The sequence below is a fragment of the Limnospira sp. genome, assembly GCF_051859755.1.
In the GTDB taxonomy this organism is placed as follows: domain Bacteria; phylum Cyanobacteriota; class Cyanobacteriia; order Cyanobacteriales; family Microcoleaceae; genus Limnospira; species Limnospira fusiformis.
Genome location: NZ_JBIMLI010000101.1, coordinates 1 through 19,441, shown reverse-complemented (window position 1 = coordinate 19,441; position 19,441 = coordinate 1). Strand labels below are relative to the sequence as shown.

General features: G+C 43.5%; 21 protein-coding genes and 1 tRNA gene. 10 read left to right on the top strand and 12 right to left on the bottom strand.

Features of this window, described 5'->3' with window-relative positions:
- The first annotated feature begins 152 nt into the window (after window positions 1-152).
- Together ACTIE0_RS16585 and ACTIE0_RS16580 are read left to right on the top strand one after the other, a co-directional pair.
- A complete protein-coding gene (locus ACTIE0_RS16585; RefSeq protein WP_006621093.1) occupies window positions 153-1,247 on the top strand; it encodes a cache domain-containing protein in 1,095 nt (364 codons plus the stop codon).
- Between the two features lie 62 nt (window positions 1,248-1,309).
- Window positions 1,310-1,930, top strand: coding sequence for a PAS domain-containing protein (locus tag ACTIE0_RS16580; RefSeq protein WP_006621094.1), 621 nt, complete (start codon window positions 1,310-1,312; stop codon window positions 1,928-1,930).
- Between the two features lie 305 nt (window positions 1,931-2,235).
- Here the strand turns inward: ACTIE0_RS16580 and ACTIE0_RS16575 are convergent, their stop codons facing one another.
- Window positions 2,236-2,448, bottom strand: coding sequence for an Hfq-related RNA-binding protein (locus ACTIE0_RS16575; RefSeq protein ID WP_006621095.1), 213 nt, complete (start codon window positions 2,446-2,448; stop codon window positions 2,236-2,238).
- 43 nt (window positions 2,449-2,491) lie between these two features.
- On the opposite strand from ACTIE0_RS16575, the gene dapF reads away from it, so the two are divergent.
- Together dapF and ACTIE0_RS16565 are read left to right on the top strand one after the other, a co-directional pair.
- Window positions 2,492-3,355 carry a diaminopimelate epimerase gene (gene dapF / locus ACTIE0_RS16570; RefSeq protein ID WP_006669864.1) on the top strand — a complete coding sequence of 288 codons (864 nt, stop codon included), beginning with the start codon at window positions 2,492-2,494 and terminating at the stop codon, window positions 3,353-3,355.
- 23 nt (window positions 3,356-3,378) lie between these two features.
- A complete protein-coding gene (locus ACTIE0_RS16565; protein WP_006621097.1) occupies window positions 3,379-4,524 on the top strand; it encodes a hypothetical protein in 1,146 nt (381 codons plus the stop codon).
- 88 nt (window positions 4,525-4,612) lie between these two features.
- On the opposite strand, the gene ACTIE0_RS16560 is transcribed toward ACTIE0_RS16565, so the two are convergent.
- From ACTIE0_RS16560 to ACTIE0_RS16550, 3 genes are all read right to left on the bottom strand, one after another.
- A complete protein-coding gene (locus ACTIE0_RS16560; RefSeq protein ID WP_006621098.1) occupies window positions 4,613-5,680 on the bottom strand; it encodes a branched-chain amino acid aminotransferase in 1,068 nt (355 codons plus the stop codon).
- A 163-nt stretch (window positions 5,681-5,843) separates the two neighbouring features.
- Window positions 5,844-6,785, bottom strand: a complete 942-nt coding sequence (gene speE / locus ACTIE0_RS16555) for a polyamine aminopropyltransferase (protein WP_006621099.1) — start codon at window positions 6,783-6,785, stop codon at window positions 5,844-5,846.
- Between the two features lie 165 nt (window positions 6,786-6,950).
- Complete coding sequence (locus tag ACTIE0_RS16550; protein ID WP_006621100.1) at window positions 6,951-7,163, bottom strand: hypothetical protein; 213 nt, start codon at window positions 7,161-7,163, stop codon at window positions 6,951-6,953.
- Window positions 7,164-7,252: 89 nt separating this feature from the next.
- Between ACTIE0_RS16550 and ACTIE0_RS16545 the strand changes: the two genes are divergently transcribed.
- The 3 genes from ACTIE0_RS16545 to ACTIE0_RS16535 all read left to right on the top strand — a co-directional run bounded on the left by ACTIE0_RS16545 (window position 7,253) and on the right by ACTIE0_RS16535 (window position 9,782).
- Window positions 7,253-7,666: a hypothetical protein gene (locus ACTIE0_RS16545; protein WP_006621101.1), complete on the top strand. Its 414-nt coding sequence runs from the start codon at window positions 7,253-7,255 to the stop codon at window positions 7,664-7,666.
- 89 nt (window positions 7,667-7,755) lie between these two features.
- Window positions 7,756-8,454: an MBL fold metallo-hydrolase gene (locus tag ACTIE0_RS16540; RefSeq protein WP_006621102.1), complete on the top strand. Its 699-nt coding sequence runs from the start codon at window positions 7,756-7,758 to the stop codon at window positions 8,452-8,454.
- A 563-nt stretch (window positions 8,455-9,017) separates the two neighbouring features.
- Window positions 9,018-9,782, top strand: a complete 765-nt coding sequence (locus ACTIE0_RS16535) for a sulfite exporter TauE/SafE family protein (protein WP_006669866.1) — start codon at window positions 9,018-9,020, stop codon at window positions 9,780-9,782.
- A 128-nt stretch (window positions 9,783-9,910) separates the two neighbouring features.
- Here ACTIE0_RS16535 and ACTIE0_RS16530 read toward each other — a convergent pair whose 3' ends face one another.
- Both ACTIE0_RS16530 and ACTIE0_RS16525 read right to left on the bottom strand, forming a co-directional pair.
- Window positions 9,911-11,395: a M16 family metallopeptidase gene (locus ACTIE0_RS16530; protein ID WP_006669867.1), complete on the bottom strand. Its 1,485-nt coding sequence runs from the start codon at window positions 11,393-11,395 to the stop codon at window positions 9,911-9,913.
- A gap of 19 nt (window positions 11,396-11,414) precedes the next feature.
- Window positions 11,415-12,998 carry a M16 family metallopeptidase gene (locus ACTIE0_RS16525; protein ID WP_006669868.1) on the bottom strand — a complete coding sequence of 528 codons (1,584 nt, stop codon included), beginning with the start codon at window positions 12,996-12,998 and terminating at the stop codon, window positions 11,415-11,417.
- Between the two features lie 187 nt (window positions 12,999-13,185).
- Between ACTIE0_RS16525 and ACTIE0_RS16520 the strand changes: the two genes are divergently transcribed.
- From ACTIE0_RS16520 to ACTIE0_RS16510, 3 genes are all read left to right on the top strand, one after another.
- The gene (locus ACTIE0_RS16520) at window positions 13,186-13,812 is read left to right on the top strand and encodes a TetR/AcrR family transcriptional regulator (RefSeq protein WP_006669869.1); all 627 of its coding nucleotides are present in this window, start codon (window positions 13,186-13,188) and stop codon (window positions 13,810-13,812) included.
- Window positions 13,813-13,896: 84 nt separating this feature from the next.
- A tRNA-Ser gene (locus ACTIE0_RS16515) sits at window positions 13,897-13,986 on the top strand.
- Between the two features lie 525 nt (window positions 13,987-14,511).
- Entirely contained in the window at window positions 14,512-15,633 is a 1,122-nt protein-coding gene (locus tag ACTIE0_RS16510; RefSeq protein ID WP_008048981.1) for a site-specific integrase, read from the top strand.
- 476 nt (window positions 15,634-16,109) lie between these two features.
- On the opposite strand, the gene ACTIE0_RS16505 is transcribed toward ACTIE0_RS16510, so the two are convergent.
- The 6 genes from ACTIE0_RS16505 to ACTIE0_RS16480 all read right to left on the bottom strand — a co-directional run bounded on the left by ACTIE0_RS16505 (window position 16,110) and on the right by ACTIE0_RS16480 (window position 19,132).
- On the bottom strand, window positions 16,110-16,265 hold the full coding sequence (locus ACTIE0_RS16505; RefSeq protein WP_155839082.1) for a hypothetical protein: 156 nt from the start codon (window positions 16,263-16,265) through the stop codon (window positions 16,110-16,112).
- Window positions 16,266-16,327: 62 nt separating this feature from the next.
- Entirely contained in the window at window positions 16,328-16,636 is a 309-nt protein-coding gene (locus ACTIE0_RS16500) for a HigA family addiction module antitoxin (protein ID WP_006621083.1), read from the bottom strand.
- 9 nt (window positions 16,637-16,645) lie between these two features.
- On the bottom strand, window positions 16,646-16,759 hold the full coding sequence (locus tag ACTIE0_RS16495; RefSeq protein ID WP_081587642.1) for a type II toxin-antitoxin system RelE/ParE family toxin: 114 nt from the start codon (window positions 16,757-16,759) through the stop codon (window positions 16,646-16,648).
- A 128-nt stretch (window positions 16,760-16,887) separates the two neighbouring features.
- Window positions 16,888-17,466 carry a restriction endonuclease subunit S gene (locus ACTIE0_RS16490; RefSeq protein ID WP_006621085.1) on the bottom strand — a complete coding sequence of 193 codons (579 nt, stop codon included), beginning with the start codon at window positions 17,464-17,466 and terminating at the stop codon, window positions 16,888-16,890.
- Window positions 17,463-17,948: a PDDEXK nuclease domain-containing protein gene (locus ACTIE0_RS16485; protein ID WP_081587643.1), complete on the bottom strand. Its 486-nt coding sequence runs from the start codon at window positions 17,946-17,948 to the stop codon at window positions 17,463-17,465. The genes ACTIE0_RS16490 and ACTIE0_RS16485 overlap by 4 nt, the downstream gene beginning before the upstream one ends.
- 95 nt (window positions 17,949-18,043) lie before the next feature.
- A complete protein-coding gene (locus tag ACTIE0_RS16480; RefSeq protein WP_006670898.1) occupies window positions 18,044-19,132 on the bottom strand; it encodes a Na/Pi symporter in 1,089 nt (362 codons plus the stop codon).
- Between the last annotated feature and the right edge of the window lie 309 nt (window positions 19,133-19,441).

Here is a 19,441-nt window from a genome sequence, read left to right as displayed (position 1 = left end):
GGGGCTGGCATTTTTGGTCTTCTTAGTCATCTCGTCCTCTCCATTATACGTCCTAAGTGTTCTGTCTTGTGCTATATGTCTATTGTGGTGACGAAGATGGTAGTTTTTTTGGGGTAGGTAGACTTGACTAAGAAGACCGTTCCCATGTAATTATGGTGTATAGCAATTTCTGGACTGACTTTATGCGCCAGGATTTTGCTTTTGATGAACAAGGAAATCGGACTGAACAAATTGGCACTCTTGAACAACCTTATGATCCACGCCAAAGACCTTGGTATAAAGCCGCTCAGGCTGAAGGTAAGGCTGTGTGGAGTGAGATTTATCTTTCTTTCTCCACCCTATTACCTACCATAACAGCAAGTCTCCCAGTTTATAGTTTAACCGATAGTTCTCTGATCGGGGTTTGTGCAACTGACTTTTTTTTACCCCAAGAAGTGAGTTGGTTTTTGCGAAATTTGGAGATTGGTAAAACTGGGACGGCTTTTATTATGGAGCGTTCCGGTAAATTGGTGGCTACTTCTACGGGAGAACCTACTTTTAAAATTGTTGGAGATGATCGTGAACGATTGTTGGCGATCGCCAGTGAAAATGACGCAGTGCGCTCTACGGCTAATTACCTGAGCGATCGCTTTAATGATCTCAGCAATATTCAAACTGTTGAAAAATTAGATTTTCAGTGGCAGGGTGAGCGACAATATGTTCAAGTTGTGCCATTTCGAGATGGAAATTTGGATTGGTTAGTAGTTGTAACCATTCCGGAATCGGATTTTATGAGCGAAATTAATGCCAGTCGTCAAAAGTCTATTGGGTTAAGTTTCGGGGCGTTAATAATAGCGATCGCTGTCGGAATTTTCACCTCTCGCTGGGTGACTCGACCGATTTTGCGCGTTTCCCATGCGGCTGATGAATTAGCGCAAGGTGAACTAGATCAACAGGTAAAACCTAGCCCAATTATTGAAATCGATCGCTTGGCGAAGTCTTTTAATAGTATGGCACAACAACTGAAACAATCATTTTCTGCCCTCCGCCAAAGTGAAGCGACTAATCGCGCCATTGTTAATACTATTCCAGATTTAATGATTCGCGCTAAGGGGGATGGTAGTTATCTTGATGTGGTGGGTAGTGATCGGCTGGAGGGAGTAGATAGTAGTGGCGACCAATTTTTAACCTCTAATCGATTGCCAAAGGCAATCACTATTCAGGAGTATTTACTCGATAATAATAAACAATTAATTAAGAATATTTAACAAGTATTAAAAACGAATAATTACTAATTTACAAGAATCAAATTATCCAGGATAATAAGTCTGTGAATAAAGAGGTGCAAATTATGGTTTTGTCAGAAGATGAAGTTTTGATTATCGTGCGAGATATTACCGATCGTAAACAAGCAGAAGAAGCCTTGCGTATTGCTGAGGAAAACTACCGCAGCATTTTTGAAAATGCTTTAGAAGGGATTTTTCAATCGTCCCCTCAAGGAAAATTTATTAATGCTAATCCTGCTTTAGCCAAAATTTATGGCTATGATTCTCCTGAAGAAATGATGGCAAGTATTACCAACATTAGTGAGCAGCTTTATGTAGACCAGGAAAAAAGAACCGAGTTTAGATATTTGTTATCTAAACAAAATTCAGTCAAAGATTTTGAATATCGTTGTTACTGCAAGGATGGTAGTATTATCTGGATTCAAATTGATGCGCGTGTTGTGAATGATAACAATGGCAATGTGTTGTATTACGAAGGCATTGTTCAAGATATTACTGAACGGAAGCGCAAGGAGGAGGAACTCAAGCGACAATTGCAAGAGTTGCAAATTGAAATTGATCACAAAAAACGTCAGAAAGAAGTGGCTAGTTTAACTGAGAGTAGTTATTTCCAGGAAGTTCAGCAGGAAATATCTAACGTTAACCTGGATGAATTCTGGAGTTGACAAAAAATTGATAATTATTAACTGTAGGGGCGAGTTATGCTGTCAATTCTCAATTCCCCAGGACGATATTAATCAACCCGCCCCGCCCCACCCGGTCATTAATTATTAATTATTAATTATTAATTATTAATTATTAATTGTCGGAGCGGGTTCTGCTATTACCTCACCTACCCAGGACGATATTAATCAACCCGCCCCGCCCCACCCGGTCATTAATTATTAATTATTAATTATTAATTATTAATTGTCGGAGCGGGTTCTGCTAGTACCTCGCCATTAATAAACCCGCCCTCTGGGGAGAGGGGTCAAGATTTGGCTTGTATGTAAGCGATCGCCTCTCGCCAGATCAAAATCGGTTCCCCCTGTGGGGGCTGTAAACAGATACAGTTAGGATCTTGCCAGATGATTTTGCCCTCTAGCAGATCTTTGGTGAGTAATTGAATCTCAACAGTGGGTTTATCCTTGATGTAGGTTTGTAACTTGCGGATGCTTGGTAAATCGGTATTAAACTCAGGCATAATCGATTAGTTATTACTAAAGCAGGAGATTGAGATATCAGTGATGGCAATTGAGTTTACAAAGTATCACGGTTTGGGCAATGATTTTATTCTGATTGATAACCGTCATCAGTCGGAGCCGATTTGTACACAGAGACAAGCTGTGCAAATGTGCGATCGCCATTTTGGTATTGGTGCTGATGGGGTAATCTTTGCGCTTCCCGGTGACGGGGCTAGTGACTACACCATGAGAATATTTAACTCTGATGGGTCAGAACCGGAAATGTGCGGGAATGGAATTCGCTGTCTGGCTAAGTTTATCACTGAGTTGGAAGGAAAAACTGGGACGGCGATCGCTTATAAAATTAATACCGCCGCCGGGGTCATCTGTCCCGAACTTTTAACCGATGGTCAGGTTAAAGTAGATATGGGATTACCACGGCTACTGGCTGCGGAAATTCCCACTACCCTATCTGAAAATAACCTCAAGGTGATCGATGTTCCCCTAGAGGTAGCAGGACAGGTTCTGTCTGTTACCTGCGTCAGTATGGGAAACCCCCACTGCATCACCTTTGTAGATGATGTAGCTAGTGTTCCATTAACGGAGATTGGACCGTTGTTTGAACATCATCCCGCTTTTCCTGAACGAACCAATACAGAATTTATTGAAGTAGTGCGACCAGATTATGTCAAAATGCGGGTTTGGGAAAGGGGCGCTGGTATAACTTTAGCCTGTGGAACCGGGGCTTGTGCTTCTGTGGTGGCGGGAGTGTTGACCCAAAGATGCGATCGCCAAGTAACTGTAGAACTTCCAGGGGGTTGTCTACAAATTGAATGGTCAGCTACAGACCAACGGTTATACATGACTGGACCAGCGCAAGCAGTTTTCCAAGGTCAGTTAACCTTTCCAATCAACAATAATCAATAATTAGGTAAACCAAGGACATTGCTATGGGTGGAGGCATTTATCTCATTCAGGATGATGATCAGCTTGTGGAAATGATGGAACAAGACTATGATTCTGAAGACCAACTTCAGGATCTCCTCGAATCTTATCCGAATTTACTGGCTGGGGATGAGATCGATCGCGCCACCCCTAGACGGTGGCTATTGATTTCCAGGGATGCTATGGTTCCCCCGGAAGAAGAAAGCGGCGGTCGCTGGTCTTTGGATCATTTGTTTATCGATCAAGATGCTATCCCTACTTTGGTCGATATTCGCCGTATCCGTAATACGGAAATGCGCCAAAAGGCGATCGGACTTATGTTGGATTATGCGGCCCATGTTAGTTTTTACTGGCCCATTGAATCGACTATTGCTCAATTTGAGGCTAACTGTCGCGAACAGGGTCGCGATCCAGAACAGGTTTTTGAGGAGTTTCTTGGACCTGATGCTAAAGAAGAGCGTTTTTGGCAAAAAGTGAAAACTAATGTACAGGCTGGTAAAATTCGCCTGGTTTTTGTGGCTGATGAAATCTCCCCCTCTTTGCGTCGGGTGGTGGAGTTTCTCAATAAGCAAACTGATCCGGGGGAAGTCTGGGCGGTGGAAATTAAGCAATATGTCAGTCAGGACGGTTTAAGGACTTTAGTACCTCGCGTAATTGGTCAAACGGCGGAAGCACAACAGAAAAAATCTAGCGCTACTGGGGAACGCAGACGCTGGGATGAGGTGTCTTTTTTTGAGGAATTAAATATCCGCCGGGGAAATGATGAAGCACAACTAGCCCAGAAAATTCACGCTTGGGCGAAACAACAACAGCCGAAAATTGATATTCAATGGGGAACCGGGGATATCTATGGCGGGTTTACGGCTTGGTTTCACCAAAAGGGTCAAAAACCCCATAAGTTATTTAGTGTGGATATTTCGGGTCGTTTGGAAATTTCCTCTAATAAATATGCCTCTCAACCTCCTTTTGATTGTCAGGAAAAATGGGGGGAACTTCGCAATAAGTTTAGTTCTATTGGTTTATCTCTCCCGGTAGAACCGACTGAGTATCGATCGCTAACTTTGCGTCTGTCTACTCTCCAGGATGAAACGGCGCTACAACAGGTTATGGAAACTTTTGATTGGGTCATTAAGGAAATTAAGAAAGCCTGATATCTTTTTCGGATAATCACTAAAGAAGCCCGTTAGGTAACAACCAACGGGCAATTAGCCGGCAATTACGGGGAAAAAGCACCCACTACTATGGTCTACATATCCAATTGTGGATATCTTCTGTTCTCCCGGTTTTTATTTCTTCGAGTTTCTGGAAAACTTGATTGGCTACTTTGCGATCGCTTACCGGAGGTAAAATCATGTCTTCTCCCTGATATCCAATGGTGGAAATATGGGCGATAGTTGCTGCTGTTCCCATACCAAAGGCTTCCGTGAGAGTTCCTTGATGGTAGGCTTGGACTATTTCATCAATGGCGATCGCCCTTTCTTCTACCGGAATGCCCCAATCACGACATAAGGTTAACACACTATCGCGGGTAATTCCAGCTAAAATAGTTCCGGTTAATTTCGGGGTGACAACTACTCCATCAATCACAAATGCTAGGTTCATCGTGCCACATTCTTCGATATATCGGCGATGAATACCATCGAGCCAAATTACATTATCATAGCCTTTCTCTTTAGCTTCTCGGTCTGCTATAAGGCTGGCGGCGTAGTTTCCGGCTACCTTAGCCGCACCGGTTCCCCCTTCAAATGCTCTCACATATTTTTCCGTGACAATCAATTTAACTGGATGAGAATAATAAGCGCCTACCGGACAGGAGATAATGATAAATTTATAGGAATCTGAGGGTTTTAATCCGACCGATTCATCAACAGCAAAGTAAATGGGTCTAATATATAAAACGCTGCCATTTTTATTAGGAATCCAATCATCATCTAACTTAATTAACTCTTTCAATCCATCAATAAAAATGGATTCGGGAATAGCTGGCATACATAACCTTTCGGCGGATTGATTAATCCGTTGATGGTTGGCATCCGGTCGGAATAATAGTGGCTCACCATTGGAGTTTTTATAGGCTTTCATACCTTCAAAAATCGCCTGTCCGTAGTGGAGAGCAGACGTAGCGGGTGATAGGTCTATCGGACCATAAGGGATAATTTGAACATCCTGCCAATTCCCCTGGCTATAGTTAGCCACCAACATATGATCACTGAAGATTTTGCCGAAGGGTATCGGTTCGGTATCTAGTTCTTTAATACGGGATTTTTTGGTAGTCTCAATTCGTAAGTGCAGATGCGGATTGTTCATGATAATTTTTCGTAGGTGGCAAAAGATTGAAATGATGGATTTTTTGAGGGGGGGGAACAGTAGATAGCCGCTAGTTAGTAATTATCTGATTAACTAGGCTGCTTAACTGTTCCCTTGACTAGAAAATCTGGGAATTTATCGCCTCAATTAAAAATTCTTTAGGCTAACTTAACTTGCCTTTGCCAAAGAATTTAGGAGGTTCCGAAAGTGTGTAGACTTCAGTTTCGGCGGCGATCGCCTCTCGTAGATGTCGGGGAAGTTGAAATAGTCCTAACAGGGTAGTACCGTCAAACATCCGCATACCGCCTACAGTATGCTGTTGGAGGATTTCATCTGTTTTCTCCGGTTGAGGATAGGGATCAATGGGGTGTTGCGAGGCGATCGCAAATCCCCAAGGAGCCCCATAGGTGGGGATAAAGCTAGTATAGGATTGAACATGGGGAAACACAGCGTTAACTGTATTGACAATGCGAACGTGAAGATTTAAATTTCCGGGAGCCACCGGGCCAGCTTGAATTACAAATATCCCATCATCAGCTAGGACGCGCTGGATATTCTCAAAATACTCCTTCGTAAACAGTTTAAATGAGGGTCCTTCCTCAATGGGGTCTGATAGATCAGAAATAATCACATCCCATTTTTGGTCGGTGGTATCGAGAAACTCCAACGCATCCCCAACCACTAATTCCGTCCGGGGGTCTTCAAAAGCATTCTGGTGCATTTCTGGCAGATATTCGCGGCACGCCTCCACTACATCCCCATCAATATCAACCATTACCACCCGATCAACAGTTTTCCAGCGCAACACTTCCCGGATAGTCGCTCCCTCGCCGCCACCTAAGACTAAAACCTTCTCTGGTTTACCTTGAATGACCATCCCCGGATGGACTAGGGGTTCATGATACAGAAACTCATCCCCGGTGCAAGACTGCCATTTACCGTCCAGGACTAGGGCTTTGCCATAAGCCCCAGTTTCAACTATGTACATTTCCTGATAGGGGGTTTTTTTATGGGCCAGAACATCGATCACCCCGTGAGCATAAATATCCCAAGGTGTGATGTACTCTGTCATCCAAAAATCAGCCTGAACTTCACTGCCAGCCATAAAATATCCTCCCGGGTGTGATTTGACCAAAAGGGATTATATCCCAAATCCGCATAGTGATCGCTTTGATGTCATCCCCCTAATCAACCACTAAGAAAACACAAGACAGATATATATTTATGTTTTCCGTGGCAATATTCCTGCTCGACTCTAGCCTGAGTTAACTTATGATTGACTATCAGGAAAGTCTGGGATTACCCATTGAGGTGGTGCTGTGCGTTTTTTGCGGACGGCTTCTTCTGCGATATCTAGCATTTGATCTAAAGATGTATTTTCAATAAAACTCGATGCAGAACTCACATATTCCCGGTGGGGGCATTTATCACCCAGAATACAACCATTTTTACAGGCTTCTGCACAATTGATGGTAGTTTCCACAATAGTTTCCTCTCTCTCAAATTCGACAACCTGCCAAAAATTGTAGTATAGCAGTCAGATTGTCGGCTACTCATATAGGACATCAGACCATGAATCGTTTAATATACCAATTGAAATCTTTACCCTGGCGGTGGCTACTTCAAAGCGCCGGGGTCACAGTGGCTATAGTGGCGGCGGTTGAGTTGCTGTTGACTCTGGGTTTAACCTATTCGGCTAGTTTCTCTCAGGCGATCGCCTTCTTGTATTCCCCACCCTTGGGCATAATTATGTTTATCCTGTCGGCGATCGGTATCGGCGCTTTGGCTGTTTATCTCTTGGAACTTTGGGACCAAGATATGATCCTTAATTCCGGCAGTCTCTGGGCTTTGCTTGCCTGTCTACTTCTGGGTTTATGGATTAAATCCTTACTTCCCATACCTGACATCGTGATCACTTTATCACGATTTTCCTTTATTGGCGTTCTCGTCGGCGTTTTCTGGAAAGGAAGACCTTACTTTCGTTAACCCCCACCCATTGACGTTTAGCATTTAATATTTTACTATCTAGTTAAGTATTCACATAATATCTAAATGCAACGGCTAAAGGAGAATCAATGCTATTTCGTCAGCTATTCGACCCGGAAACCAGCACTTATACCTATCTAATTGCTGATACTGTCACCAAGGAAGCAGCCTTAGTCGATCCGGTTCTTGAACAAGTCGATCGCGATCTGAAATTGCTGGAAGAATTGGAATTAAAGTTACGCTATTGTTTAGAAACCCATATTCACGCTGACCATATTACCGGGACGGGGAAACTACGCCAGCTTACCGAATGTCTGGGAATTGTACCCCAAAAGGCTAATGCAGCCTGTGCCGATCGCTACATTGGTGATGGAGAAGTCTTAGAATTAGGGGAGATTAAAATTGAGGCGATCGCTACTCCCGGACACACTGACAGCCATATCACTTATTTGGTAAATGGCGATCGTATTTTAACCGGAGATTCCCTATTAATCCGAGGTTGTGGACGTACTGATTTCCAAAGTGGCGACCCCGGACAACTTTATGATTGCATTGTTCAAAAACTCTTTACACTTCCCGAAAATACTTTAGTTTATCCTGGTCATGACTATCGAGGTCATACAGTTTCCACTATTCAAGAAGAAAAACTTTACAACCCCCGTTTAGCCGGAAAAAGCCGCCAGAGTTTTATTGAATTAATGAATAGTCTCAATCTTCCCGACCCCAAAAAAATTATGGCTGCGGTTCCTGCTAATGAACGCTGCGGAAAAGTTCCCAGTCTTTCCTAAGTCTTTAAGCAAAATCTGGACGGGTTTATCTATCTTTCTAGTAACACACCAAAGCCGACTGGTCAGAAAGGGCGGGTTTATCTATCTTTCTGGGTTTCTAGTGATAGACCAAAGCCGACTGGTCAGAAAGAAAGGGCGGGTTTATCTATCTTTCTGGTGATACACCAAAGCTGACTGGTCAGAAAGGGCGGGTTTATCTATCTTTCTGGTAATACACCAAAGCCGACTGGTCAGAAAGGGCGGGTTTATCTATTTTTCTGGTAATACACCAAAGCTGACTGGTCAGAAAGAAAGGGCGGGTTTATCTATCTTTCTGGTGATACATTAAAGCCGACTGGTTAGAAAGGGCGGGTTTATCCATGTTTCTGGTGACACACCAAAGCTGACTGGTCAGAAAGGGCGGGTTTATCTATCTTTCTGGTGATACATTAAAGCTGACTGTAGAACCCGCCCCTACAGAGCCCGCGCCGATAATTATTAATTATTAATTATTAATTATTAATTATTAATTGCGTAACCCGCCCCAAATGTTTTTTTGATATTCCCTATTTTCTCATAGATTAATGATTATTTTGATTGTCGGACATCTCCTCGCTATTTGTATTGGTTTGAGTCTGGGTTTAATTGGGGGCGGAGGGTCAATTCTAGCCGTTCCGGTTCTCGTTTATATTATGGGAATAGGGACTAGAGAAGCGATCGCCATGAGTCTAGCCATTGTCGGTTCAGTCAGTTTGCTGGGGATGTTACCCCATTGGCGGCGTGGAAACGTGAATTTTAAGACTTTTGCTGTTTTTACCCCAACAGCCATGGTAGGGGCTTATTTTGGCGCTCGTTTAGCATCTTTTCCTGGGATTACCGATACCATTCAAATGGTCAGTTTTGGGGCGATCGCCTTACTGGCTAGTATATTGATGATTTCCCGCAGTAATCATGTCCCCAAGGCGGTCAGTCCGTCTGTGGGTAAAGACAATTCTCGCTGGTGGTTGATTCCCCTGGGGGGATTAGGCGTAGGTGTAATTACCGGATTTGTCGGGGTTGGGGGTGGATTTGCGATCGTACCAGTATTGGTATTGCTGGGGGGAATTCCGATTAAAGAGGCGATCGGCACTTCCTTATTAATTATCACATTTAACTCTATTGCTGGCATTATCGGCTATTTAGGACAGGTTCCTATCAATTGGTCTCTCACCTTTTCCATGACCATAGCTGCTAGTTTAGGGACTCTCGGCGGCGCTTATTTGAATCAGTTTATTGACGGTAAACGATTACAAAAATTCTTTGGTTTCTTTGTGTTAGGAATTGCCACCGTCGTTTTACTGCAACATTAATAGCATTGAACCCCACCCAGTTAAATTATGCCATCCATAGTTCAGCATTTGGTAGGGGGGGTGATGACCCTCTCCCTGAGAGAGAGGGAGATTTTTGTCAATGAGGAATTATCATGCCTTCAAAATATCTAGGTTTGATTGGGGATAGTAATATCAATCGAGGTAACTTTGACATCCTCATTCAAGCTATTAAGGGGGGGATTAATACTCTTTTGATTACCCACCACTAAAATCACCAGCTTTTCGGGTTGGAGATACTCAGCCGCCACCCTCTGAACATCCTCAATGGTGGTCTCCTCAACTTGACGACGGTAGTTGAAGATAAAATCGGCGGGATAACCGAAGTATTCATAACGCATCAAACGGGAAAGGGTTTGGTCGCCGGAAGCGAAATTAAACACAAAAGAATTAAGGGTTGATTCCTTGGCGTAGTTTAATTCGTCGGCGGTAATGGGTTCCGTGCGTATGCGCTTAATTTCCGATTTCATCGCCTGAATTAATGGAACAGTCGTATCTGAACGAGTTTGACCCCCAGAAATAAATAAGCCGGGATAATCAAAATTAGGACTCCATACCCCATACACAGAATAGGCTAAACCTTGACGCGATCGCACTTCATTAAATAGCCTACCACCAAAGCCATTCATCACACCATTAAGAACCATTAGCGCCGGGTAATCAGGATTATTAGCCTTACCGCCTAAATGTCCCATCTGCACATAACTTTGAGTGAGTTGGGGTTGGTCAATCATAAATACCCCACCCATATTAACCTGATTCACATCAGGAAGGGGAGGATTTATAGCTTGATCGCCAGATTTCCAATCTCCGAACTTTTCAGCAATTAGCGATCGCATTTCCGCTGAATCAAAATCTCCTACAATCCCCAATATCATATTTTTGGGGTGAAAATACTGTTGATGAAACTTGACTAAATCTGACCTAGAAATCTGTGCTAAATGTTCATATTCGACACTGCGAGCGTAGGGACTTGTCTCGCCATAAATTAGCTTTTGAAATTCCCGACTAGCTATGCGTTGAGGGTCATCATTTCGACGAGCGATCGCCCCTCGCATTTGATTTTTCGCTAACGCTAATTGTTGAGAATCAAAAGCTGGTTCCCTAATCACTTCTGCAAATAAACTAAATACCGCATCCAGGTCTTCACTTAATGCACTAAAACCCGCATTTCCCATAGTGTCACTAATTCCCGTTTCTACCGATGCGGCTTTGTGTTCCAGGATTTCATTTAACACTTGGGGGGGATGTTTTTTGGTTCCCCCAGCGCGCATTAAACTCCCCGTTAAACTAGCTAATCCCACCTTATTATTAGGTTCAAAACGGCTGCCAGTTTTAAAGATAGCACTTCCCCTAACTAAAGGAAGTTCCCGGTCTTCCATTAAATAAATAACAATGCCATTGTCAAGTTCATAGCGACTGTATTCGGGAAGTGCCAAAGTGCGGAGGGGAGGGAATTCTAGTTCCCGATAATGTTTGGGAACTCCGGCGACTGCGGGGGAATGCCAAACCACTGTCATGACCAGGGTTAGACAGGCGATCGCCATTAGTAATAACCTGGATTTTTTCAATTTCATAGAGGTTGTCAATTGCATATTATTAGGAAGTGGTACATTAATTTTGCGATAAAAGACGACCCACCGTGCGATTTTCCGGGCGGAAAGTAGCCTGGGCGACCCTTTGAATATCTTGGGGAGTGATAGCAGAAATAGCATCCAAAGTTTCAAATAGGTTCCGCCAAGATCCTGTTTTCACCTCATAGTTAACTAAAGCAAAAGCCATCCCCATATTAGAATCAAGCGATCGCAATAAACTCGCCCGCGCCTGAGTTTTTACCCTTTCTAATTCCCGGGGAGAAACCAGTTCATTTTTGAGGCGGTCTATTTCCACTTGTAAAGCCGCCGCCACATCATCCACCGTATGATTAGGGGAAGTTAACGCATAAAACAACATCAAATTCTCATGTTTATTTCCCGGATAACTGCTAATTCCTTGGGCGGCGAGGGCTACCTGTTTTTGTTCTACCAAAGATTGATATAACCGGGAAGTGCGACCACTGCTAAGAATACTGGCGATCGCATCTATAACCACATGGTCTGGGTCACTGATAGCCGGGCGATGATACCCTTCTAAATACCAAGGTTGAGAACGTAGATATTTAGTGATTTCGCGAGTTTCAAGTTGTGGCGGTTCCTTCACATCAAGTTGTGGGGGATGAGGTCGAGATGGATAGCGACCAAAGTAGATTTCCGCCAGTTTTTTAACCTGTAATGGCTCTACATCTCCCACCACCGCTACAGTCAAATTACTCGGTACATAATAGGTATCAAAGAAATCCTGAACATTTGGGCGGGTCATCCTTTGCAAATCCTCTAAATAACCAATCACCGGACGACGATAGGGGTGTACTTGAAACGCCGTTTCAGCGAAAGCCTCCACCATTTGACCCACCGGAGAATTATCAGTCCGCAGTCTTCTTTCTTCAAGAATTACCTCTTTTTCCTTAAAGAATTCTCGGAATACAGGTTCTAAAAATCTCTCCGATTCCAGAGACATCCACAATTCTAACTTATTCGATGGTAGACTGTAGAAATATCTCGTTTCATCAGCAGAAGTCGTAGCATTCATTCCCACTCCCCCCGACTGTTCAACAATCCGCCCAAATTCATTTTGGTTAACATACTCAGACGCTTGTTTTTCCACCTTCACAAATTCCGCCGTCAGTTTAGCTACTTCCTCTGTATTACCCTGATTTTGGGCGACCAGGATACGGTCAAATAGTTGATCTAGTTTATCTAAAAGCGGTTTTTCCGCCGCATAATTACTCGTCCCAATCCGTTTAGTCCCCTTAAAAGCTAGATGTTCTAAATAATGGGCTACCCCCGTTTGTCCTTCCGGTTCATCAACACCCCCAACATCTGCATGAATTAAAAAAGAAACCACTGGCGCTTGATTTCTTTGTAAGACTATAAATTTCATCCCATTATCCAGGCGAAATTCACTCACTTTATCGATAACTCGATCTAAGTAAGGTTGGATAGATGGCGAATTGCTGGGAAGTTCATCAGCTTGGGTTGGCTGTCCAAAAGTAGTCACCCCCAGGACAATTGCTAACAGCAACAGCAGAAATTGTTTTAGCCAAGGGGGTAATCGTTTTTGATGGTGGTTATGTGAAGTCACGAACCAACTTAGATTCATAAAGATTTTTGAGTTTCTGGTTTAGATCATAGTTTCTATATTGACATACTCCCCCGTCAACTGCTATCCATGAAAAATACTATTCGTGAACTACAATGTCTCATCCACTCTTGACTCTGGCGAATTGCCTATCATACCATCAACTCAGGGTTTTGATAATTATCTCCCCCACAGCTTCAATTTATTTATGAACATCTTTAATCAATCTCCACCCCGAGAAGTTGACATACCTACTCGTATCCTGAAAGCGGCGACTAAACTTTTTGCGCGACGTGGCTATGAAGCAACTACTATCAAGGACTTGGCTGCTAAGGTGGGAGTGGCGGAGGGGACTATATTTCGCTACTTTCCTAATAAAAAGGCGATTTTGGTCGAGGTCGTGACTCAGGGATGGGTGGAGATTTTGACGGATTTACTCACAGAATTGAGTGAAGTCGCTAATTATCAAGGGATTTCACAAATTATGCGACATCGGATGATGGGTCTGCATAGTAACGCCGATTTACTGCGGGTTTGTTTCCTAGAAGCGCAGTTTCACCCGGAATTGAGCGATCGCATTCAGTCAGAAATTATTGCTAAAATGACAGACGTGGCTGAGGCTTTCTTTCAAACCGCCATCGAGAAGGGGGTTTATCGTCCCATGAATCCCCGTATCGTCGCCCAGGTATTTTTGGGGATGTTTGCTGTAGCTGGCTTCAGTTATCGCACTATTATTGACCCAGCCGCCTCCCCCAACGATATGCAGGAAATGGCTGAAGGACTCACTGATATTTTTCTCAATGGGATTATTAACCGAGAATCAACGGGCCATTAAAATCTCTGGGAAGGTCGAGCAAATTTTTTGGCGACAAGACTAGACTTATTTTTGAGAATCAGTTATAGTAGAATGATGTCACTGGGAGAGGTGGCTGAGTGGTCGAAAGCGGCAGATTGCTAATCTGTTGAGGGGTGTTCAGCCTCTCCGAGGGTTCGAATCCCTCCCTCTCCGTTCACAATTAACCTGGTGGGGAAAAACCAACAAGGCGATGAGTCTCTTACCTAATGTTTGCAAACAGTTACCCATTCACACCGACAAGTATTTGGGTTAATCCGTTGTCTGTGGCTCCTTCTCAATAAGGCCATAGAAAAAACGAGCATGGAGGGATTTGAACCCTCCATAAAAGCTATAACCCTTATTCTACCGCCATTCTAATGCGCTCAATGGCGATCGCACATTTAGGAGTTAGTGCCAAATGAGTGCAAGTATAAACAGTACACACAGTGGTACATATCAAGGCTTTCAAGACATTCTTGAGTTTTTTAATCTATCCCGCAAACAATGTCCCAAGGGTGTCAGGATTAAACGTAACCGGGGGACAATCCAACTAGACATCACCACTGACCCGGAAACGGGGGGCGTAAACAACGGGGATGTAATTGTCAGTTCACTTCTGAGGGTATCCGCAAGGCTGTTGACAAGGCTTGGCTAGTCCATAAATCCCTTGATGGACAATTCCAGTCAGTATCTGAATGGTTGGACTGGTACAAGGCTACTATCCTTGATGAGTCCAAAGTTCCCATGGAAAACGACTTAATCACTTATCGTCAAGTATTCAAAGACATGGAGGATGATTACTTTAATGGGGTACATCGTAACACCAAGCGAAAACGTTCCCGCGATATGGCTAGTGACCGGAAATCTTTCCGACGTTGCTTCACCCAGGTATTCGATCAAGTCACAGATTGGGATACTTACGTTAGTTGGGAAGGTATCAAAGAAGCACTGTATAGTCCACTACCAGACGGTAACAACCCAGTAGGACATAAAGACTTTAAAGACAGATACTACCGGTTAAAACAGGTAGCAGAACGCGCTGGACGCAAGAAAGCACTGGAGAAATTAGAAAAGATTGACCCTACTCAAACAGTATTTGCTGAATCCCAAAGTATAGACTTGGATACCTTGTTAAGTTTGCTAGACAAGGAACGCAACACTGATTATGGGCGGTCAACAGAAAACCAGGCACGTGATGGTTGGTGCTGGGTGTCGGCAATGTGTGCTTTATACGGGTTGAGACCGTCAGAAGTTGCGGCAGGTCAAAACTTAACCAAAGCCATTACGGTTGACGGTATCACTTTCCCGGCTGTATCTGACCCTAACAACCTTGAGTTAGTGCTGGTTATTGGTGAGTTTACTTACTTTGGTGGTAGCACCAAGACAGGTTGGCGGTTAGCTATCCCAATGTCAAAAGACAAGACTCTGATTAACCGCCTAGGAATTCATAACGTCTGCTTACCTATCACAGAATCCAAAGACCCTAGCAAGTTTAACGATAATCACCGCAAATGGTTAGAACGTCACGATTGGGGATTCACTCAAACTTATGCTTTCCAACACCTTGGTAACCAACTAGGAGAAATGAACGGGATACCACAAGAAATCAGAGCGCGTTCATTTGGTCATAGTGTTGCAGTTAATGACAGCAAGTACAAAAAACGCCGCCACCTGGCTACAGAGTTAGGTATCCTGACACGACATCAAAGGCAACCATTGCCACTAGATATGGGGAAACAAGCCTTAATTAATATCGGTATCAATCCAGATTTACCAGAAGTTAAGGCAATTCTTAGGGCAATATATCAACTCGATGATTAATCCCCAATAAACCCACAACACAATACCCTCTAGGCTAAATACCTAGGGGTTTTTTTTGCACTAACTCCTAAATGTGCGATCGCCCTTGAGTGCACTAGAGTAACGGTAGAATAGGGGTTATAGCCTTTATGAAGGGTTCAAATCCCTCCAGGCTCGTTTTTTCTATGGCGTTACCCTGACGGCGATAGCGGGAATTCACTTAACCCGATAGTCGTACCGTCACACTCAAAATGCACTCCATTCAGTCTTAGCACACGGGACAATTAGTGCATATCCCTTAGCAACAAATCTTAATTATTGACGGGTTAATCAATAAGCACAACTTAATCAATCTGTCAAATACCCATATCACCCCCTAAACCCGACAAGTGATAGGGTAGCTCCCTTGTGATACCCGTCAATGGCAAGCCTATCGGTTCGTTCGTCACCATTGACTGCTATCACATCGGTCACTTCCCCAATAGTACTTGTTCCGGTTATGGGGGGAGGGTATGATTCAAAGTCAACACGATAGCCGTAGGTAGCCGTAGAGGGGAACCTTCTAAGTAATCAATGTACAAAGATATCAGACCGCCTTTCCGTGGACTATACCTATAGGTAAACCTATGAGCGATCGCGTTGTAGTCGGTCATCTATGCCTCCGTTTTGGGAAAGGTGAGCAGTAAATCGCGGTAATATTCGTATGGCTTTACTGTTAGTCTTGCCGGGAACAAACTTCCATTTTTAATTTTTCTCCGAGTGCATCTTCAGCTACATCCAGATCATAATCCATTTGCAAACCCATCCAAAACCGGGCGGACATATTGAAATAATAGGCTAAACGTAGGGCTGTATCTGCCGTAATTCTACGTTTACCGTGAATAATTTCATTAATTCGACGTGCAGGTACACGCAAGGCTAGAGCAACCTGATTTTGACTCAGATTCATGGGCTTGAGAAATTCTTCTAACAGGACTTCGCCAGGATGTACAGGGGTCAATTTATCTAATTTATTTTTTGTCATGATTCCACCTCAGTGATAGTCAACAATTTCTACATCTGTTGCATCCCCATCTTTCCACCCAAAGCAAATTCTCCATTGGTCATTAATTCGGATACTATACTGACCGATTCTACTGCCTACCAAGCGTTCAACGAGTCACGTTAAACGTCAAGCGCAAATTTCTCAGAAAAAATTCTTTCTTTTCCGAGAGATGGAAGTTGAGCCAGCATGATCGCGTTATTGGATTGGGCGATCGCCTTGTAGTTAGTCATCTATGCCTCCGTTTTAGGAAAGGTGAGCAGTAAATCGCTGTAGTAGTTATATTGTTTTTGGCGATCGCTCAGTTCGGCGGTCAGTTCGGCGGTCAACGCTGTAAAAGTGTCCAAAATCCGCACGATTTCGGCTTGAATGGCAAGGGGTGGGATCGGGATTTCTAATTTAGCCAAATCGGACTTATTGACTGCGGGCACTCCCCCTTCTTTTTTTAGACCTAAAAGCAGATCGCTTTCTGACTGAAGAAAATAGAAAAGATATTTGTTGATGAGTAGAGCTTCATCTGTTGATCGTAGCTTGTAGCATAACGGCCCCAACCAAAACGGGGTCTTTTGATATCCAACATAGCAAATTCCCCCTTGACCTCGATATGGCGTTGTAACTGTGTCGCCTTCGCAATTGCTGCTTGCGGTATATCCAGATCTAGTTGTTCCTGCGTTAATGTAATCATAATCTGTCGCGTTATCAAAAATTTCAGTTGGCTTCTGTCCAGTATTGATCTCAGCAATCTCCCCCAAGGTATTCCACTCCACCGCCGCCCCATCTAACAGCCTCCCCAGGAAATTCCTACCGCTCATCCCACACCTCCATCAAACCCCATCAATTCCCGCTCAATCTCTTCAATACTCGGCAATTGAGTTTGTAACGGAACAGGCAAAGATTCCAATAACTTATATTCCGCAATACCCATAGGCTGGCTTTTATCTCCCAAAGCATACTCAGCCACCACCTTGTCTTTGCTTTTGCACAACAACAAACCGATCGTAACCCCATCCTCTTTAGCCTTCATTTGCCTATCCACCGCCGTCATATAAAACCCCAACTGCCCCAAATGCTCAGGCTTAAACTTGTCCGCTTTCAGTTCAATCACAACATAGCAGTGCAATTTCAGATGATAAAACAACAGATCAATAAAAAACTCCTCCTCACCCACTTGCAGCAACACCTGACGACCCACAAAAGCAAATCCTGCACCCAACTCCAACAAAAATTGTGTAACGTGCTTAACTAATGCCCTTTCTATTTCACGCTCCTGAGCCTCCACGGTTTTACAAGATATTGATTCAAGGGGAAATATCCTAATAAACTTTGGCTCAAAATATACAATTAATTTTGCCTGAGTACTTACATATTCAAGTAAGTGACGGGACTAATCTAACCAAAAAGCTTAGTAACCCCCAAGAAAAATCCAGGAATCACAAAAAATACCCCGATAATGTAAACAAAGGCTAAATATTTTCTCTCACTTGCCATAGAAGCAAATGTTACTGCCAGAAAAATCGGTATCCTGTACATGAAGGAAATACAAAAAATAATCAGAACACCAAAGAAGTTAAAAAGAAAATGAACCATGGCAATTTGTAAAGCATAGACTTCGGTATCTCCCGAAATTGCGGTCGCAGCAAGTATAGCAGTCACAGTCGTGCCAATATTAGCCCCCAGGGTAAAGGGATAAACTTGCTGTAAGGTCATCACACCAGCGGCGGCTAAAGGAACAATTAAACAGGTTGTTGTTGTGGAAGACTGAACCAAAATCGTCATGAACATCCCGGCAGCAATGCCAGCAATGGGACCTCTCCCCACTGCTATTTCGAAAATATCTTTGGCACGACCCACCAGTACAACTTTGAGGAGCTTACTAATAAAATAGATCGCTGATATAATGACAATAACCCCTACAAAGATCAGGAAAAGTCCATCAAAAGGTTCAGGGAAATTGCTGGCTATGCCTCTGAAAAAACCGACCACCGGGCTTGTTGCCGCCCTGACAAAGTTGTAATCTCCGATGCTTAGGGAATAATCGCCAATAAAAAACCGTGCAAGATAGCCCGCCGCAGTTTGGAGGGGATGAAAGAGAATTTCAAGGGGGAGAAAAATAATCACACAGAAGATGTTGAACATATCAAGGATAGTGGCGGCCCCCAGCGCTCGCTTAAAAGCCTCTTTATCCCCCATACTGGCTAGACTCACGAGGGTGCTAGTGAGACTGGTTCCGACATTGGCTCCCATGATGATCGGTACGGCAGTTGCCACGGGTAAGCCTCCCCCTACCAAACCAACCGTAATTGAGGTAACAGCACTGGAAGACTGAGTTAGCGCTGAGGCAAGCGTCCCAACGATCAGTCCTAGGAAAGGATTGGTGGCAAAGGCAAAGATTTCTTCGGCTTGGTCGGCGGTAGCTGTCCTAAAGCCTCGGCTCACCAGTTCAACTGCCACAATAATGATATAAACCAGCACTAACACGGCAATCCATTGGGGCAGTTTGTTGCCTTGAGTTGTCCGTCGATTTTTTTCTGGAACTTGCTCTTGAATATTACTTATAGCTAATATGTGAATAGATTTTATCTCTCATGAAGAAATTAGTCTTTACCTTGAATGCTGCCATAAAAATTCTGATCACTGGTTAATAAAAACTTAATTTTTGATTAAATTCTGGTTATTTCTTTTATTTGCCGTAGTTCATTAGTCAAACGGATGATATCAAGTTCGCTTAATCGGTTATAATATCAGTGACCAATGCCAAACTTGCGTTATGCCCAGACGAATTAGTAT

Bases quoted from the DNA above. Each gene is read 5' to 3' on its own strand.
- ACTIE0_RS16560 (WP_006621098.1), bottom strand. From the start codon at position 5,680: ATGAACAATCCGCATCTGCACTTACGAATTGAGACTACCAAAAAATCC.
- ACTIE0_RS16575 (WP_006621095.1), bottom strand. From the start codon at position 2,448: ATGCCTGAGTTTAATACCGATTTACCAAGCATCCGCAAGTTACAAACC.
- ACTIE0_RS16525 (WP_006669868.1), bottom strand. From the start codon at position 12,998: ATGAATCTAAGTTGGTTCGTGACTTCACATAACCACCATCAAAAACGA.
- ACTIE0_RS16505 (WP_155839082.1), bottom strand. From the start codon at position 16,265: ATGACCGACTACAACGCGATCGCTCATAGGTTTACCTATAGGTATAGT.
- ACTIE0_RS16540 (WP_006621102.1), top strand. From the start codon at position 7,756: ATGCTATTTCGTCAGCTATTCGACCCGGAAACCAGCACTTATACCTAT.
- ACTIE0_RS16585 (WP_006621093.1), top strand. From the start codon at position 153: ATGGTGTATAGCAATTTCTGGACTGACTTTATGCGCCAGGATTTTGCT.
- ACTIE0_RS16565 (WP_006621097.1), top strand. From the start codon at position 3,379: ATGGGTGGAGGCATTTATCTCATTCAGGATGATGATCAGCTTGTGGAA.
- ACTIE0_RS16490 (WP_006621085.1), bottom strand. From the start codon at position 17,466: ATGAGCGGTAGGAATTTCCTGGGGAGGCTGTTAGATGGGGCGGCGGTG.
- ACTIE0_RS16520 (WP_006669869.1), top strand. From the start codon at position 13,186: ATGAACATCTTTAATCAATCTCCACCCCGAGAAGTTGACATACCTACT.
- dapF (WP_006669864.1), top strand. From the start codon at position 2,492: ATGGCAATTGAGTTTACAAAGTATCACGGTTTGGGCAATGATTTTATT.
- ACTIE0_RS16535 (WP_006669866.1), top strand. From the start codon at position 9,018: ATGATTATTTTGATTGTCGGACATCTCCTCGCTATTTGTATTGGTTTG.
- speE (WP_006621099.1), bottom strand. From the start codon at position 6,785: ATGGCTGGCAGTGAAGTTCAGGCTGATTTTTGGATGACAGAGTACATC.
- ACTIE0_RS16545 (WP_006621101.1), top strand. From the start codon at position 7,253: ATGAATCGTTTAATATACCAATTGAAATCTTTACCCTGGCGGTGGCTA.
- ACTIE0_RS16500 (WP_006621083.1), bottom strand. From the start codon at position 16,636: ATGACAAAAAATAAATTAGATAAATTGACCCCTGTACATCCTGGCGAA.
- ACTIE0_RS16530 (WP_006669867.1), bottom strand. From the start codon at position 11,395: ATGCAATTGACAACCTCTATGAAATTGAAAAAATCCAGGTTATTACTA.